The organism is Schlesneria sp., assembly GCF_036405755.1.
Lineage (GTDB): Bacteria > Planctomycetota > Planctomycetia > Planctomycetales > Planctomycetaceae > Schlesneria > Schlesneria sphaerica.
Map to the genome: position 1 here is coordinate 1 of NZ_DASWWZ010000683.1, position 18,219 is coordinate 18,219.

Here is an 18,219-nt window from a genome sequence, read left to right on the forward strand (position 1 = left end):
CGCGAACTGCGCCATCTCTTTCAGTTGCTGCGATGTGTAGACAGCACCGGGAGGCGTGTTGGCTGTTGTCAGCGGATCGACGTTCAAGCCACCGCAGTAAAGGTACAGCAAGGTGTAGATATCCCGGGCCATTGCCTGGCGGTCTCGCCGAGCGAAGTACTCCTGTTGCGATGGAGAAGCGATCGTCGGGCCGGGATACGGCAGCGGTCCGGTAGGAATGGCAGCGCTCGGGACGTTCGCGGGGTGTGCGGTCAAATCACGGAACATCAGCGAGGTGGGGGCCCCGGCGGAAAACGCCTCTCCTGTTCCATCCACCAGCAACTGATTGGCGCTCAACCGGAACTGTTTGGTGCTCAGGGGCGAAATTCCGCTCAGGTGGTACCAGACCACGGTTCGGAAGGGGCCGACCGAGCTCATGAAATTATTCTCCCACGCTCGCATCTGCACGGTGGACGCAGACGGATCAGGATTGAGCTTGCTGTATTCGCGACGGTCAGAACTGACGGTCGTGTACTGGGAACGAATTCGGGCCGCGTAAGAACTGGCGGTCGAATTCATGGGGATCAGGCTGGAGATGCGCGAGGACGAGCGCACGGTTGCCCCGTCGGCGGTTGACTGCTGAAGAAAGGCGGTCTCCAGCGCGCCGAAGGCAGCATCGCTACTTACGGCGCTCCCCGTCTGGGTCCCGGAGATGGCGGGGGTCTTCGCATAGGTGATGGCATCCGGATCGACGATGATTTCTGTCGCGTCGTCGGTCAGTTGATTTCTGGTGGAAGCGACAGGCAGCAACTGTCCGGCGAACGTCGAATTCGCCAGATTGACGTCCGCGTTCGCGTGATATCCCTGAAAGGCGAGCCAACGATTGGGGCCAATTCCCGGCTGGATGGAGCGGTCGATCAGGTTCAGCTTCTTCCCCAGCGGGTTAAGGCCTCCCAGGTTGGATTGCAGAATGCTACCGTTACCAATCAAGTCGAGCGGAGTGCCCAGATACGGCACGACGGAATTGCTCGTCCACAAGTAGGGATAATTGTTGGACGCGTCGAGATTGTCGTTGAAGTTGATCATGCCCGCTTGGGGCAGTGATCCCGATCCCGTGGCAATCAGATTCAGTAATACGTCCACGTCCCCCAGCAAGCCGGGCGTCACCGATTCAATCGCCGGGGCCATGGCTGCTGCCGTTGCCGAAGCAGACAAACCGATTTCGACGTTGTAGTGGGGGCGTCCGTAGTTCAGGAAGAACCATTCCAGATTCGCCACTTCCCGCATATTCATCGGGGCTCGGTCGGCACCCAGCGACTTCAGAAAGCACCGGTACTGATGGGTGTCCGCGACGGAGACGGCCAGAGGATCTGTTGGATCGGTGGTCATCCCGTAAGCGGCATTGATTTCGGAGGCGGCGTGTCCCTGATTGGAACTGCCAAGATATCGCCCCACCCCCATCACATCCGCACCGAACTCCTGCGTTGTCAGATCCGCGGGGATGAGTTCTTTCGTGAGTGTGGAAGTGGTCGTGTTCAGGTTCAGCAAGCCATTCAGATCACGCACCTGAAACGCAAACAGAGGAATGACTAGCTTCCCATCCCCCCGGCGAACGGGAGCGTATCCTAGGTCCAGCAGGATGGCGTCGCGGATCCCATCCCCGTCCGTGTCGACATCGAGGTTCACTTCGTGCGGGGCATGAACTTCGATCAGAGGGCGGGATGTCCATACACCTAGCCGTCCTCCGTTCGTCGGAGATCCAGAGCTATCCAGGGGCTGGAACGAAAACCCGGTGCTCAGGCCCAACCCTGCCGCTTCGGAAGGGAGTACGAAGCGTTTGATATTGGTCGAGTTGCCACTTGAGTCGATGTAGTAATGGTCAGAGTGTGGTCGAAAACTCCGCGACGCAGGGACTGCGGTCGGATTGTCATACCAGTCCTGAATTGCGGCTCCGGCGCTGCGCAGATATTGCGGTCGTAAGAACGAGGGGATGATCACCCGCTTTGAGGTTGCGGGGTCGTTTAAATTGTCATACGCGACGGCATCATAGGAGAGTGCCATGTTGTTGATATCAGGCGATGTGTAATCGATGTCCGGTGCAGGAAGCGTCGCCAGCGATTTGCCTGTACCCCAGAGCAGTCCATTATTCGCGACGGGCGAGTCGACAATGTTGAGGAAGTTCGGGTTGTCTCCGGTTCCGTCAAAATCCATATCGACCGTGGGATTGCCGGACGCGTCGATGGCAAGGTTGACACCTTCCCCATTGAAGGGGATTCCGTCGCGACCCAGCAGACCCGGTACCAGAGAGAAGCGTCCGCCCCACAGGATACTGTTGTAGTTGCTGTCGTCAGGGCCGAGGATCAATTGGCGCAGGGGCCAGTCAAAAATCCCATCGGGCTGGCTGGTCGTACCGACAGTGCGCGCTTCACTTGTGAAGTATTCCGCTGCCTGGCGATCCTGATTGGCCAATGTAAAGAAGGTGAAGCCCAGTAGTGCCAGCAATCCCAGCAGTGCCAGCACGACAATCATCGTCGAACCTCGACGACGATGCCGTTGTGGCGACTTGGTGTTCAGGGAGATGCGATTCATGATAGACCTCACAATTGTTCCGTGTGCAACACGGCCCGCACGCTGAAAGATTTGACGTGTCTTGGTCAGGAAACTGTCAATAAGGGTCCACAAGCGATTGGACGATCGTGACCTGGCGAATCTGCTCACTGGCGATGTCGCGGTAATTAATCGTAATTTGAACCGCACTTACCGCGGTGGCGAAAGGTGGGTTCGAATTTCGATTTGCGGGGCTGCCCGGTTGCGCAATTTCTGCCCTGGGGTGCCAGGTGTCATAACGATATTTGCCGTTTCCGGCCGTCGACGGCGAGTAATAGAAGTTTTGTGAATTGCCAGGAATGAACGAACCACCTGTAATCGTGTTGTCTCCCAGATCGACGAACTGACCATAGCCACCATTCGCGGCCGGGTCCCAGACTTTCACGTCAAAGCTCAACGCGTTGGCCATCAGGATGTCCGTACCGCGACGCTGGATGGGGCTGCTGGAATAGTTGGTCACCGCTCCATTCAGGTCGAGTGTGACTGGGGTATTCATGGACATGGGATTCGTGTCGAGCGCGGGGTTCTGTCGGTCCGGAATCGTCGTCATCGCCCCCGGGTAGTAGAAGGCCGAATCGGAACATTCCGATGTGGTGTACCGACCAATGAATCCCGTATCGTCGGCGGTACCAAGCTGGCCGTCTGTTCCAGCCATGGCGAATTCACGAGGAAGCCCCGTCCACGGATCATGTCCAAACCGTGTCTGTGGAATCCCCAGACTGAGAATGCGGAACTGGTCTTGTGGCTGAAGGGGGGTTGGCAAAGGAAGCGGGGTACTGAAAGCCACCTCCTTGGGCCCGTTTGCATCGTTGCTGAGGGATTCGCCCACGTTATGAAAACGAACTCCCCCTCCTATCAGGTTGGTCCCTGTGGAATTGCCGCGGAAGTTGAAGGCCGAGTAATCAAGGTCCCGCCAGAACGATCCCCCGCTCGGCAGGTATTCACTGGTGTAGTCAGGATTCCCAGTTGAGATCAGTGGGCCACCATTGTTGGCGCGGGGTTGGCTGTCGGAAGGGTCGGTGTCCCGAATCAGCAGCACTCGCCGATAGAGATTGCCCCCTCGCAGAAAATACGAGATCTCGGCTGCACCCGATTGTCCCATCATGTTTCCAGCGATGCCGTCGTCGAGTTCCGGCTGGTCTTCCGCCAGATAGATCGTCCCCAGAGTCGACATCGGAAGAATAGGACGGTCCACCTCGATCTGTGTATTTCCCCCCGGAAGCGAGATATTGGTCACGCGATAGCGACCGTCGTTCGACTGGAGACCGTTCGAGCTGCGACTTCCGGAAACCCAGATGTGGCCGAATGGTGCGCCGGAAGGGAAGTACCCTGTGACATTCCCCGTAATGGTAAAGATCCCCTGCAGGCCGCTGTCATCCTGGCTCGCGATCGTTCGTGTGGCACCCGAGAAGGGGACGGCCACCCCCAGAAACGGAGCGGTGTCCGAGTTTTGCGATTTCAATGTGACCTTGGTGGTGAACTGCAGCACGTCATCGGTCTCGTCGGTCGGATCGTTCTCGGCATAATACCAGTACCCCGATCGGCGAAGCAGCAGACCTCCCAGTGCCCCCGTATCCTGGCCTGGAGTGAAGGGGATGATGTCACGGAAAGTCCGCTTCTCCAGATCCCCGCGGATGACGGATGTGAGCATACGCGCCTTTTGATCGTTTTCCGCGAGTCCTCTCTGCTTGGACAACGATCCTGCGGCGATCTCGAAGATCGTTGCGAACATCGACATGATCAGCAGGATCAGACCGACCGCGATCAGCATCTCAACCAGCGTGAACCCGCGAGCAGTGCGATCGCCCGCTATCGGCTGGGAACTCCGAACCGAACGGCTGCGCTTCAGTGCGGGGTTGCGGATGTTGGAATTACGTGTCATGGCATTATCTTTAAACATAATGTGGAATCGTCACCGCCGACGATTCGATTGCTCGCAGCTCTATGCACACGAGCGTCATTGCGAACCTGTGAAGGTTCCAAGTTCGTAGACGTTAACGATGCTTTTCATCACGACCACATCCAAAGGATTCGCCGGCGGATCGACCAGGTCCTTATCCAGCAGAACTCGCCCGTTTGTCAGATCGAGGTCAATGACCCGATACCAGCGGGCCTGGGACGGCTCGAAAATGAAGCCACCCTTCTTCAGATACAGGGGAGCGGGGGTTCCGATGGAGAGTGAACGCAGATCATCCGATCCTGGCCAGCCCCGCTCGCTGGCATTATCCAGTGTTCCATCCAGATCATCATCCACCCCGGCGATACCAGGCGCACCGTCGAAACCACCCGATGCACCGATGGCGGACATCTGATACAGGGCATTACCGGAAGCCGAATCAATCCCTTCATCTGCGGCAACAAAAGTGCGGTTGAAGAACACAACCAGATCGGCATCTGCCTTCCAGCTCGTCAACGAGGAATCCATGGGTCGCTTCCGTACGGTCAACAACCATGTATAGCGGTTATCACGAACTTCAATTCGAGCTTTAGCCGGAATGAAACTGGATGGCAGGTCATAGGCGGGGCCGCCACTCGGGTCCTGCCAGCTCATCTGATTTCCACTCACAACTTCGCGGATCGTTCGCCGGACCGCGTACCGACCTGTGGGGTCAAGTAAGACCATGCGGTAAAGTGGCAGCGAGGTTCCGGCGCCCGTCAAGGTCCGGGGTGCAATATCCGCGAAATTGGAGGCGGGGGAGGCGAGTGTCACCAGGAACGAACCGTTGGAGTATCCCCCCGCGACCGTGTCTTGCCGTACCAGAGACCAGCTATCGGGAAGCAGTGCGGCGCTTTCGGCGTGCTCCAGTGTCACAGGTCCGCCTGACCGTCGCTGAACACCCGCGATATTATTGGGTAAGCCGTACAGCGAAAGTGTCCCGAACGGATCAATAATCCCTCTGACCGGGGGATTGGTGGGGTCGAGACTGGCCACATTCGGGAAGGGAATATTCGCATTGCTCATGATCGACCCGTCGTAGACGAGTCTTGCTCGGGCGTTTTTACAGACGATGGCCGAGTTGGTCAGTTGCGATGCCTGCATGGCTCGCAGAATCGAGATCGGAAACAGCGTGGCCAGCGAGACGACTCCCACCGCCATAATGACCATGGAAATCAGCACTTCGCTGATCGTCACGCCGCTACGCGGACGCACGACAGTCGAGCATGAATGGGAGGGGTAACGGTTCATTAGTTTGACACCTGTCCCGTCTCAGCAAAGCTATAGGGGTCGTCGGCAACCTGATCCGCAGGGCTGACGTTGGTCGGATTGACGTGATGCACACTCACGTTTCCGGTACGACCATTCAGGCTCACCAGAATCTGGTCGCGTGTCACAATCGGCGTCCCCACGGTCCCGTTGGCGGGCACGATGGGGGGGGACCACTGGGTCGTGCTCGGGTTGGCCATCTGAATCCGTCCCGGTACGGTCTGCCACAACACCACGTCGGCCGAGTCCGCCAGATGCAAATGCAGGATTCCATTCCCGGCCACGTCGCCAGCAACGGCGCCGCGCGGATTGAACAGAATGTCCATATTCGAGGAATAGCCGAGTGCCGTATTTGTCAGCGAAGGACGCCACGAAAACGGCACGCTGGATCCGTCCAGATCAATGACCACGCCCGTCGGCAAGGGGACAGGATTCGAACCAGGGAGCGGCGTAGGAGGCATCAGGAGCGCGTAACTGACGGACGTATTGGCATATTGTGGAAAGGACTTGCTTAACTGGATCCAATTCCCCCCACCCGTTATTACGCGACTGGCGATAGTGCAGTAGTTTCCACTGTTCTTCGGGATCTCGATTTGAGAGCCGACACTGAAGAGTCCCAAATTTTGCATCAGAATAGAGTCGCGAAGCTGGATCTTATCTCCGGCCGGGTCGAACAGAATCTCCCCGTCCGACCACCGTTCGGCCGCACCAACGTACTGGACTGCAACGGCCGTATGGCGATTGAGCGGATCGAGGATCAGGCGGACTCCACGAATTTCTTTGGCAAAAATGGCCCGATCGCGCGCCCCGGCGATGAAGGATTGAAGTTGACGGCCCGCCTCACGAACACGATCGCGGCTCATATTAAAGTTGATGGACGTAATCGTGATGGTCGCGAGAATCAGCATGATGCTGACGACGATCAACAGTTCCACAAGGGTGAAGCCGGATCGGCGAACGGGTTTGACGACGCTGGGGTGACTTCGCATGGATCAGTTCCCCCTGGTTCGTTGATTGAGGTTCGTGATGTTGTCCACCAGAGGAGCGATCGAGTCTGGTGTCGTCAGCGACAAGGGGCGAGCCAGCCGGTGGGTGACGGATGTCGTATCGTTGGGTTCGTGCAGGCCCAGTGCCCGATCAGGGCCCGCCGAAAGAATCAACGGCGTGTGGTAAGTGGCTTCCGGGAAGTAAAGTCGAAATCCCGCACGGAAAGTAGTTCTTTCGGCAGCAGTCATTCCGAATAAATAAACCGCAAATCGGAACGAGGGATCATCCGGATCGCGGTTCAACGGTTCCGGATCGTCGCTACCTGGCCAACCCATTTCCGTCACATCATCGGTCGTACCGTTGTTGTCATCGTCTGCACCTGCGACCCCTGCCGAACCGTCTTTGCCGAACGAGGCCGGTTCGAAGTTGGCAATCGAGGGTGAACTTCGTAGTGATTCCTGGTCAAAGTCCGGCAGTGAGGGAATCAGCATCGAGGAAAATTCTCGAGTTGGCACCTGGACTCGGAACGAACTCGCGGTTGCCCCTTCCTGCGGTTTGATGAGACTCGTCGGCCAGCGATAGAAGCGGAGCGGTTGGCCCCAGGCGTCAATGAAATATTTCAAGTCGATCGTCGATCCGCCGATGTCGATGGGAATTGAGGCGACTTCCGCAGCAGAAAATGCATCGTCGTCCACCGTGGGGGCACCGAATGACTCGCCCTGTGTAATGGCGAGATAAAGGAGTGCCGCACTCTCATAATTAGGACGTTGCGCTAACCCCGTGAAGTAGGAGTAGTAATTCACGCCATTGAAAACGGAACGCTCTTCCACACGCTGGGGGAAAGCCATTTGAAAGCGTTGCTTACGAACGATGATCTCCGCTACCTGGCGGTTAGGAATCTGGCTCTCAGGAGAGGTGAGCCCGATATTCGTCAAATCAACAGTTTGCAGTCTCCGGGCCGCGTCCGAAAAGTCCATCCGGTCGAAGGCTTCTCTTCGCTGCTGGAGGATCTTGTCGATCTTGGAGATCGTCGCGAGCGTGGCCTTCTCTTTCGACGTCCCGATGAAATTGCCGAATGCAGCGGCGGCAATTGCCATCAGCAGGACCATGATCATGATGACGATCAAAATTTCGACCAGCGTGAAGCCGAACCGCAGGGCGGTGTGGCGTCTCGTGGCTGGTGTCACTGTTGTCGTCTTCATCTTACACCTCTCGGCCGATCACAATCGGAAGTTGCTCACTTAATACAGGGTTGGGTTCAGGCTATTGGGCAAGCACGCCTGTTGAAAAGTTGGTAATGTTGTCTCGCTCTGCATCGCGATCGGAGGTCGTCACGGTCAGGGGTGAACCGGCCCAACTGGGCAAAGCGGTGGTGTCCCACGCAGGCAGGGGGTCCGTGTTGCCGGACACGTAAGGTCCACCCGGGCCGTACTTCTGATCGCGGCCTGGTGAGATAATCTGGAAAGACTTCTGTTTGAACGGGGTGGCTGACAATAACGAACCCTGCCGATAGGCCAGCACGGGAACATCAGTCGCCTGGGAGTAGGTGTCGGCATACTCATTGGCAATTCCGGTGAGATGTTCCCGATAACCTGACCCGTCATACGAACTGAAGTACAAGTAGGGCTTTGACTGAGCGGGAAAGGTGTCCTTGTACTCCGGGAATCCCTCTACGCCATAGTCAGTGAAACGGCCGGTGTTGAATTCAAAAAATGGTCCTTCACGTGTCCCGCCCAGTGAGAATGGATCTGCCGGGTTCTTGGAAAAGCCGGAGGGGGCAAACTGTTTCTGGCCGCCGACCACCGTGCCATTGGGCATCCCTCCCAGGAAAAAGACGAGGCATTCCCCCTGTGTGAGAGTGAAGGGGCCACCTGTCGTTGTTCCGTCGTTGTCGAGATCACGAGCCTTCGTATGGTCAAAGTTGGGCAACATCTGGCGCAGAATCGACAAGCTGTTGATCGCCAGTTGATTCGCCGATCCGCTACTCCAGCCATTATTCGTCGAGGGGTCTTCCCACAGAGTAATGCGACTCGGGGGTTCAATCCCGAACCGCGACTTGAAGGCCCCAATTGCGTTTTCAAGATTGGTAATTTCGGATCGGACCTGGCCGACAGTGACTCGATACTTTGCTGAGTTGAGGGCGGGTAGCAAAAGTCCGGTCAGGATTGCCAGGATCACGATCACGATCATGACTTCGATCAATGTGAATCCGTTTCGCCGCAGGCCAGGCGTGTGCTGATAAGGCCCTGTCATGATTCGTTCCTAACTTGAATTGGCGATATTGAAAATGCGGTCGAGTCGGCAGTCAGGTCATTGCAGCAGATTGAAGTTGAGAGAGGATTTTGACACAGCGACTCAGGCCGGGTGGCCGGAAATCGCTGTGCCTGGTGGCCTCGTCTCGTCTGACCTTACGACAGGTCGTTGAGCAACTTGATCAGGGGCATGAAGAGGGCGATGACGATGAAGCCGACGATCAGACCCAGCACCACCACCATCAGTGGTTCCAGCAGGTTGACCAAGCCTTCCACCAGCACGCCGACCTCTTCGTCGAACACATCGGACACCTTGTAAAGCATGGTGTCGAGTGCCCCCGTTTCTTCACCCACGTCGACCATGTTGACCACGATCTCGTCTACTGTTCTGGTTTCACGTAACGGCACCGCCATTGATTCCCCTTCGCGAATCGCCGCGATGATGTGTTCATAGGCCTTGTAGAAGACCGCGTTACCAGCGGTGTCCCTTGTGATGGCGAGGGCCTCGAGGATCGGAACCCCGGAAGCGACCAGTGTGCCGAGTGTTCGACACGTTCTGGCGATAATCGATTTACGGAATATCAGCCCCAGTAGCGGTATTCGAAGTGAGACCCAGTCGACGATATAGGCTCCGGTTTTGTTCTTTTTGATGATTTTTATCATCAGCCATAACGCAAACGGGATGACGGGGCCGAGGTACCAGTAGTTCACGACATTGTCGCTGCACTGGATCAGGACCACCGTAATGCCGGGAAGTTCCGTACCGAAGTCGTCGAAGATCTTCTTAAACTTCGGAATGATGTAATACATGATGAAGCCGACGATCAGCGTGGCGACCGTGATGACCGCACACGGATAGATCATGGCCCCTTTGACTTTTCGCTTCAGGCTTTCGGACCGTTCCTTGAACTCGGCCAGTCGCTGGAGAATGACTTCAAGAGCACCCCCCGCTTCACCGGCTTTCACCATGTTCACGTACAGATTGTCGAACGCCTTCGGCTGCTTGGCCATCGCTTCCGACAACGTGCTGCCTGACTCGATGTCATCAATGACGCCGATGAGCGAGCCTTTGAGTGGTCCGGGTCGTGCCTGGTTTTCCAGAATTCGCAGGCTGCGGAGAATCGGAAGTCCTGCATCCTGCAGCGTCGAGAGTTGTCGGGTGAACGTACACAGCTTTTTCCCGCTGACGCCTCCAATCGAGAATCCACCACCCGCCTTCTTGCGTTTGGGAGGGGCCTTCTTCTTGGCATCAGCCTGAGTCTTGCCATCCCCCTTGGTCTTACCGGACTCCGCCTTGGTCTTCTTCGCACGACCCTTCTCGGTGATCTTCGTTACGAAAAAGCCTTTCTCACGGATTCGCGACTGGGCCTCTTGTTCGGAGGCGGCGTCGATCGTGTCCTTGACCTCGAGGCCCGTGTTGTCCATTGCTTCGTACTGGAATGTCGGCATCGCCCGTCTCCGATCAATTTCACTCGCATTGAGGCAGAATAGTGTTGCTAAATAGTCCAGTGACCAGAATCTTGGTGGTGGTTTGATTCGCTGTTGCAGTTCACTCTGTAACAGAAGTCCCAAGCGTTCTTTGTTTTGTCACACACCCTGTTTTGTCTACCTCTGCCCTCGACAGCTTCATGACGGGCTGAGGAATGAGTTAATACATTAACCGTGCCATTTTCCGGGAATTTAGTAAGCAACGATCATCGTCGAAAATAGCCATAAGACAGGACTGCTTAAGAGGGGTTGTGACTGAGCTATTGTTGATCTGGTGCGGTGTACAAGCGGCATGTGCCACTTGGAATCTTGCTCTGTGCTACCAATTCTTAATGTCAGGCCCTGGTGTTGCCGGTGTTCGTTTCCTTGATCGTTGCTGCGGTCGCTTACTTCGCGTCCCTTCGCGAAAGCAGAGAAGCTCGGCGAGAAGGGAATGCAAAAGTTGCCTGTTTAGTAGTTAGTGTCTGAATTATATAGCCCGCTATCAACCTGCATCTTCCATCACGGTTTCGCGGACGACTTCGTCAATCGTGGTGATGCCGTCGAAGATCAGTTTCAATCCTGCTTCGCGCAGTGTTGTCATGCCCTGGCCGCGGGCGAAATTCCGAATCTCGTCCACGTTCGCGTTAGACGAAATGAGGTCGCGAATGTCGTCGGTGACGTCCAGCAATTCATAGATACCGCATCGTCCCTTGTATCCAGAGTTGTTGCATCGCTGGCATCCTTTGCCGTAGTAGAACTTGTACTGTCGAGCCTGTGCGATCGGCAGTTGCAGTTCCATCAGCAGTTCATCGCTCGGGTCGAACTGTGTACGGCATTCGGTACAGATTTTTCGCACCAGTCGCTGAGCCAGCACGGATTCCACGGTGGCCGTGATGAGGAACGGTTCAATCCCCATATCACGGAGTCGGGTGATCGTACTGGGAGCGTCGTTGGTGTGGAGTGTGCTGAACACAAGGTGGCCGGTGAGGGCGCTTTGAATTGCGACCTCGGCTGTTTCAAAGTCACGGATCTCGCCCACGAGAATCGTATCGGGATCGTGCCGGAGGATGGCGCGAAGCACCGTGGCAAATGTCACTTGAATGTCGGGGTTAACGGGGACCTGAATCAGTCCGTCGATGTCGTATTCGATCGGGTCTTCCGTTGTGATGATCTTGGTTTCGATGTCGTTGAGTTCATTCAGGGCCGAGTAGAGAGTGGTGGTTTTTCCACTACCCGTCGGGCCTGTCACCAGCACGATTCCGTTTGGTCGCGAGATGACCGATCGGAATCGGCTGAGGGTGTTGGCGTCCATTCCAATCTTATTGAGGTCCAGCTGCACGACGGTTCGGTCGAGCACTCGCATAACGACCGCTTCGCCGAACAGGGTGGGCAGCACGCTGACTCGCAAGTCGACCTGGTGTCCGCCGACGCTCAGTTCGATGCGACCGTCCTGAGGGAGTCGTCGTTCAGCGATGTCCAGTTCGGACATGATTTTGATTCGAGAAACGATCGCATTTGCCAGATGGCGTGGTGGCGGAACCAGTTCGTAGAGCATTCCGTCCGCTTTGATGCGAACGCGGAATTCATCTTCAAACGGCTCGAAGTGGATATCGCTGGCCTGGTCCTTGATCGCCAGCAGCAGGATCATGTTCAGCAGTTTGCGGATGGGGGCCTCGTCGCCATCAGGCGAGAGATCGTGAACCCGTCCGGCTCGATCAGATGTCGACGGGGCGTCTTCCTCCAGTTGCGAGATGATGTCTTCAATGCTCTCTTCGCGCCCCGCATACTGTCGCGCAATAGCGGCATCGACATCGCGTGCGTTCGAGACGGCTCCGCGAACTTCGACCCCCAGCATGCTTCTCAGGTCATCGAGAGCGCCGAGATTTTGAGGGTCTGCCATCGCCACGGTCAGGACATTGTCCTTCAGAGAGATGGGGACGATCTTGTAAACATCGGCCATCGTCTGTGGCACGAGTTCCAGGGCTTTTGCAGGAATCGTGGTCTCGGCCAGATTGACGACTGGCATTCCCCACTGTTCGGCCAGCGCTTCGGTGACCTGAGCTTCTGTGACAAAGCCCATGCTGATTGCGATTTGGCCGGTCAGTTCGCCTTGACCCTGCTTCTTCGCTTCGAGCACGTCCCACAACTGATCTTCTGTGAGGTACCCGAGATCAACTAGAATCTGTCCAAACCGCCGATGTGACATTATCCATCTCGCTGAAAGGCGAACTTAAAACCTGATCGATTAACTTCAATAACTAAACCAGTGGCTTAGTGCCCCAGGACCAGATCAAGGGGTGAATCGCATCCTCTCGTCGCGGGTGATTAAGTAAGGCCGTTTGGATAAGTTGTCCCGGTTCGATCTTGATCAAGTTGGGGCGCCAAGGTCGGCAGTGACTTTCACCGTGATTTACTGGAAGCGGTTCTGGTTTAGTTGTGATGTTCCTGCTGCTGTTTGGTGGCGATTGAGTGACCGGTGAATGGTTACTCGTTGCCGCCACCGTCTTCGTCATCTTCTTCCTCTTCTTCGTCAAGCAGTCCTTTTTTCGCTCGCGCGATGCGGGCTTTGAGTTCACCCGGTTGATTGGACCGGATGATGACGGTGTCTTCTTCACAAATGTTGTTCTTCCAGAGGCTGAACAAAGCGTCGTCCAGCAGTTGCATACCGAACTTGCGTCCGGTCTGGATGGAAGAGTTGATTCGGTAGGTTTTGGCTTCGCGAATCAGGTTCGCGATTGCCGGCGTTACCACAAGCAGTTCGTAGGCAGCGACCACCCCTTTGGGTTTTCTCGACAGAAGAGCTTGTGAGAGGATCCCGATGATGGCCACCGAAAGCTGGGTTCGAATCTGTTCCTGCTGGTTCGTCGGGAAGACGTCGATGATTCGGTCTACGGTACCCTGTGCACCCGTCGTATGCAGGGTGCCGAACACCACGTGGCCTGTTTCGGCCGCCGTGATTGCGGAGGAGATTGTGGCGAGGTCTCGCATTTCACCCACGAGAATCACGTCAGGGTCCATACGCAGGGCGCGACGCAGTGCTTCGGGGAAGTCGGGAACATCCACCCCGATCTCACGCTGGTTGATGGTCGATTTTTTGTGCTGGTGGTAGTACTCGATCGGGTCTTCGAGGGTGATGATGTGATGGTCGACGGTGTCGTTCATGTAGTTGATCATACTGGCGAGACTGGTTGTCTTGCCGCTACCCGTCGGGCCTGTCACCAGGAAGAGGCCTCGGGGGCGCATGATCAGGTCGCGGATGACGAGGGGGAGTCCCAGTTGTTCGAACGACAGGAATTCGTTGGGGACTCGCCGCAGCACCATGCCGATGTGCCCGCGCTGCTTGAAGACGGCAACGCGAAAGCGGGCCTTGTCGCCGAACGCGAATCCAAAGTCGGTCCCCCCGACTTCCTGGAGTTCCTGCTGGTTTCGTTCAGGGCAGATACTTTTCATCAACCCGACGGTGTCTTCCGGGGTTAAGGTCTTGGTCTCCAGACGCACCATGTGCCCGCCCAGTCGCAATACGGGAGGCTGCCCGGTCGTGATGTGCAAATCGCTCGCACGCTCACGGACAACGGTTTCGAGCATCTTGTCGATCTGAAGTGTGGCTGCCATTGACTTCCTTCAGCGGTATTGTCTCAAAAGTGCGACACTGGTTTGTCGGAAGCCGACGGAGTCGCAAATCGAATTGGGAACGTCGTGTTTTGACCGGATCGTGAAATGTCCGGTTCTCAGATCTGTGATGACCAGTCGCGAGCAGGAGTGACTTGAGGCCCGCCGACGTCGGAGGTGATTTCCGGCTGTCTTGTGGGATGAAGTGTCGCTCCCGTGTCGTTCCTGGCATGGCTATTGTTGCTGGTTGCTCGGGGACTCTCAAAGTTGTCCGGGTTTAGTGGCCCCCTTTGTCGAGTCGGTACACCTCGACGAGAGTCGTCTTTCCCATCAGCGAGCGGGAGAGAGCGTCTTCGACGAGGGTTTTCATGCCGAACAGTCGTGCCTGACGGCGAATGGACTGAGCAGGCTCGCTCTTGAATGTCATTTCTCGCAGGGTCGAGTTCATGAGCATGAGTTCAAAAACGGCGTTGCGGCCACGGTAACCCGTGTGCTGGCAGTTGTTACAGCCTTTCCCACGCATGAAAGTCGCCTCTTCGAGCTGGTCTGGCGTGATTCCAAAGTGCTGGATTTCGGACGGCTCGGGCGTGTAGGGTTCCTTGCATTTCGCGCAAACCACCCGGATCAAACGCTGTGCCATAATCGCCATCACGCTGGATGCGACCAGAAACGGCTCCACGCCCATGTCAATCAGGCGTGTAATAGAACTGGGCGCATCGTTCGTATGTAGCGTACTGAAAACCAAGTGTCCAGTCAGCGAAGCCTGAATAGCCATCTCGGCCGTCTCGGTATCGCGAATTTCCCCCACCAGAATGACGTTGGGGGCCTGTCGCAGCATGGCACGAATAATTCGCGAAAAATCCAGTCCGATATCATGCTTGACCTCGACCTGGTTAATTCCCGGGAGGTAGTACTCCACGGGGTCTTCGGCCGTGATGATCTTCCTGTCGGGGCGGTTCAGTTCGCCGAGGGCGCTATAAAGAGTGGTTGTCTTGCCGCTACCGGTGGGGCCGGTTACGAGGAAGATTCCGTTTGGGCGGCGGATGATGTTCTGAAAGCGGCGGTAGTTGTCTTCGCTGAACCCCAGGCTGCGAATCCCGACCTTGATGTTATCGCGGTCGAGAATACGCATGACGATCGCCTGTCCATGGTTGGTTGGCAGGATACTCACGCGGAGGTCGAAGTCTTTTCCGCCGGCACGGGTCTTGATTCGGCCGTCCTGAGGGCGGCGTTTTTCCGCAATGTCCATGCGGGCCATGATCTTAAAACGAGATGTGAGCGCTGCGAGGAGTCGGCGGGGAGGGCTGTCACGTTCCACGAGCACCCCGTCGATCCGGTACCGGACGCGAATTCGGTCCTCGAATGGCTCAATGTGAATATCGCTCGCCCGCATGTTCACCGCTTCAGAGATGATCAGGTTACACAGGCGGACGACTGGTGCGTTCTCTTCTTCCTTATCTTGTTTCGACTGCGGACTTTCGGTCTCTGTAAAGTCGATGGCGGTTTCGGTGAATTCCGTCAGCATGGAGTCGACGGACTCCGTTTCTGATCCGCCGTAGTAGCGGTTGATCGCGTTCTGGATGGATTCGCGGGGGGCGCCGACGGGTTCGATGTCGCGGTTTACCATGAACCGAATCTTATCGATGACATCCAAGTCGTTGGCGTTCATCATTGCGACTCGGAGGCGTTCGTCATCAAGTCCCAATGGGATGACAATATTCTCGCGGGCAACTGATTCAGGGATCAACGCGATTACACTCGCGGGGATCTCCATTGCGTCCAGGTTGACGTATTCGTGTCCGTACTGGGCCGCCTGGAGCTGGCCCATTTCGCCGCTACTGACGTAGCCAAGCCGGACGAGCGCATCGGCAACCGAGGTTCCGATGCTGTTTGCCATGTCCTCGGCTTCGCCGAGTTGGTCCCCGCTGATGACACCATCTTCGACGAGTTTACTCAAATAATCTTCAGACATGGAAACGTCTCACAATTGCTGAATGGCTTGGTCAAGTTCGATCGAAGCTTGGGTAAGCGAGAATTGAAGTGTCATTGTTATCGTGCGGTTTCGCCGTCGTCAATCGTCATTTAATGCAAGTTCTCGGGGCTTTAGGCTTTGCGGTTAGCGAAGCGACTTTGATGCTTCGTCGGCGATAATGCGAATTCCTTCCCGCACGACTTCGGCAGGCTGCGAGAAGTTAAGTCTGAGACATTGCTCACGTTGCGCCCAATCGTCTTCCAGCCCGAAGTAGAAATATTCCCCGGGGACGACTAGTACGTTGCGAGCTTTCAGGCGGGAGTAGAGTCCTTTCGTGGAGCAATCGAGGTTACGGAGCCAGAGCCAGTGAAAGAATGCCCCCTCGCTGGTGTGGAGGGCCCAGTCAACACCCGTTCCCTCGAAGAACTCGCGAATCCACCCCTGCGCAAGTCGGCTTTTTTCGGAGTAGAAGGGGATAAGGTGCTGCGGACCCAGGTTCAGGATTTCTCCCGACTCAATCAGCGGAAGCACCAGTTGCTGTCCAATATTGCCGTTCGCCAGGCCGGCGATGGCGGTCATCGCGGCGACGGCTTTGGTGATTTGTTCCGGGCCAATTACGACGGCGGTTCTCGTTCCGGGCAGTCCCAGCTTGGAAAGACTCAGCGTCAGGATGACATGCGGGGCCCAGAACGGACTTGCGTCGGCAAAGATGACTCCCGGGAACGGAGTTCCGTATGCATTGTCGATAATGAACGGAATTTCGTGGCGAGCCGCCAGATCGGATAAACGCCGGATTTCCTCGTCCGTCAGCACGTTTCCTGTGGGGTTTGTCGGACGCGAAACGGCGATTGCGGCGATGTCCTGTTCCGCCAGTCGCTTTTCGACCGCGGCGAAGTCGATGCGATATTTGAAGATCCGGGATTCAGGTCCGTCGGGCCAGCTGATTTCGGGTTTACAGGCGACGAAGAGTGATTCATCGATCCCTTGATCCGCGTACCCTATATATTCCTGTGTCAGCGGGAGCAGGATTTTACGGTGTTTGTTGTTCTCGAAGCGGCCTGCCAGCAGATTGAAGAGGAAGAAGAAGGCACTTTGGCCCCCATTGGTCACGGCGAGATTTTCGGGGCCGATCTCCCAGCCGAACTGCTGTCGCAGGAGCTTCGTCATCGCCCGGAGGAAAATGGGGTTACCCTGGGGAGGATCATAGTTTCCCAGCATGCGGTCGAACGCGGGTCCTTCGTTGACCAGATCTTGCATCCGGTCTCTCCAGAGTTTCTGAATCGAGGGAACGGCGGCAGGGTTTCCTCCCCCGAGCATGAGCATGTCGGGATGTTCGGTCATTGCCCGACCGAGATCATCCATCAGTTCAAGGATGCCGCTACGGGCTGTCAGTTTTTTCCCAGCCAAAGAGAACTCAATGCTCATTGTTTTCTCACTCGTACGGGGTTGCCCCTGGTGGTTCAGAATGTCCGACTCTGGTGAGCTGAATCCCGGATTTCTATTTTGTCAGTGGTTGCGTGTCCGGTGTTCCCGGGTGTGCAAGTCGAAACGATGTTCTATTGTATCCATCCTCCAGGCAGTAGGGGTTGGGTTGATTGTGTACACCTGCTCCGTGGGGACGATTGCGGTGCAAGAGAAGCGGCTTCGATCGAGTCAATCAGCCTGAGGTATGGTTTCGGGGTCGTGTCAGAAGATCATCTCGACTTGAACGCGGACGCGTTAACAGAAAAAAAGGCAAGTCCCTCAAATAGTGTGTTGTGGTGAGATTCGTTACACCCGACAGTGGTTCCTGACTGAAGATTTCCGTCCCGTCGCCCTGAAGAGACCCCACCTTGGTTGATCCGATGCCGAAACCTGCTGAGAGTCGATGGGGCATTCTTCTTCTCGCTGTTGCCGTTCTCAGTGCCATTGCGCTGATGATTCCGTTTCTCAGTGCTGGTCCGCTTACTCTTGACGAGCACTGCTCTTATTGGCTGATCGAATCCGATGTCCCTTCGACGATTCTCGAACGGAGTCTCACAGAGGCAGCGATTCCGCCGTTGTCTGCCTGGTTTCAGTGGTGCCTCATTCAGATCGGGGGGCGAAATGAGCTGATGCTCCGTTTGGGCTCGGCAATTCCGTATGTGCTGGCGATTCCT

The 18,219-nt window shown here is 56.2% G+C and carries 11 protein-coding genes and 1 pseudogene; 1 reads left to right on the forward strand and 11 read right to left on the reverse strand.

Annotated elements, in window-relative coordinates; all coding sequences use genetic code 11:
• From VGE80_RS22635 to VGE80_RS22685, 11 genes and pseudogenes are all read right to left on the reverse strand, one after another.
• Positions 1–2,568 (reverse strand): annotated as a pseudogene (locus VGE80_RS22635) (hypothetical protein); the annotation flags it as partial.
• Positions 2,569–2,644: 76 nt separating this feature from the next.
• Positions 2,645–4,468 (reverse strand): PulJ/GspJ family protein, encoded by a 1,824-nt coding sequence (locus tag VGE80_RS22640; protein WP_440594221.1) that lies wholly within the window; start codon positions 4,466–4,468, stop codon positions 2,645–2,647.
• Positions 4,469–4,543: 75 nt separating this feature from the next.
• A complete protein-coding gene (locus VGE80_RS22645) occupies positions 4,544–5,773 on the reverse strand; it encodes a type IV pilus modification PilV family protein (RefSeq protein ID WP_440594222.1) in 1,230 nt (409 codons plus the stop codon).
• A complete protein-coding gene (locus tag VGE80_RS22650) occupies positions 5,773–6,780 on the reverse strand; it encodes a pilus assembly FimT family protein (protein WP_440594223.1) in 1,008 nt (335 codons plus the stop codon). The genes VGE80_RS22645 and VGE80_RS22650 overlap by 1 nt, the downstream gene beginning before the upstream one ends.
• Positions 6,781–6,783: 3 nt before the next feature.
• Positions 6,784–7,980 carry a type II secretion system protein gene (locus VGE80_RS22655; RefSeq protein WP_440594224.1) on the reverse strand — a complete coding sequence of 399 codons (1,197 nt, stop codon included), beginning with the start codon at positions 7,978–7,980 and terminating at the stop codon, positions 6,784–6,786.
• Positions 7,981–8,041: 61 nt separating this feature from the next.
• Positions 8,042–9,031: a type II secretion system protein gene (locus tag VGE80_RS22660; RefSeq protein WP_440594225.1), complete on the reverse strand. Its 990-nt coding sequence runs from the start codon at positions 9,029–9,031 to the stop codon at positions 8,042–8,044.
• A 155-nt stretch (positions 9,032–9,186) separates the two neighbouring features.
• Entirely contained in the window at positions 9,187–10,479 is a 1,293-nt protein-coding gene (locus VGE80_RS22665) for a type II secretion system F family protein (RefSeq protein ID WP_373649193.1), read from the reverse strand.
• Between the two features lie 523 nt (positions 10,480–11,002).
• Positions 11,003–12,706, reverse strand: coding sequence for a GspE/PulE family protein (locus VGE80_RS22670; protein WP_373649192.1), 1,704 nt, complete (start codon positions 12,704–12,706; stop codon positions 11,003–11,005).
• A 278-nt stretch (positions 12,707–12,984) separates the two neighbouring features.
• Positions 12,985–14,112, reverse strand: coding sequence for a type IV pilus twitching motility protein PilT (locus VGE80_RS22675; RefSeq protein WP_373649191.1), 1,128 nt, complete (start codon positions 14,110–14,112; stop codon positions 12,985–12,987).
• Between the two features lie 274 nt (positions 14,113–14,386).
• Complete coding sequence (locus tag VGE80_RS22680) at positions 14,387–16,081, reverse strand: GspE/PulE family protein (protein WP_440594226.1); 1,695 nt, start codon at positions 16,079–16,081, stop codon at positions 14,387–14,389.
• Positions 16,082–16,225: 144 nt separating this feature from the next.
• Positions 16,226–17,506, reverse strand: coding sequence for a valine--pyruvate transaminase (locus tag VGE80_RS22685; RefSeq protein ID WP_440594227.1), 1,281 nt, complete (start codon positions 17,504–17,506; stop codon positions 16,226–16,228).
• A 419-nt stretch (positions 17,507–17,925) separates the two neighbouring features.
• Here VGE80_RS22685 and VGE80_RS22690 point away from each other — a divergent pair.
• Positions 17,926–18,219, forward strand: a 294-nt coding sequence (locus VGE80_RS22690; protein WP_440594228.1) for a hypothetical protein, incomplete at its 3' end; no start/stop codon positions are given.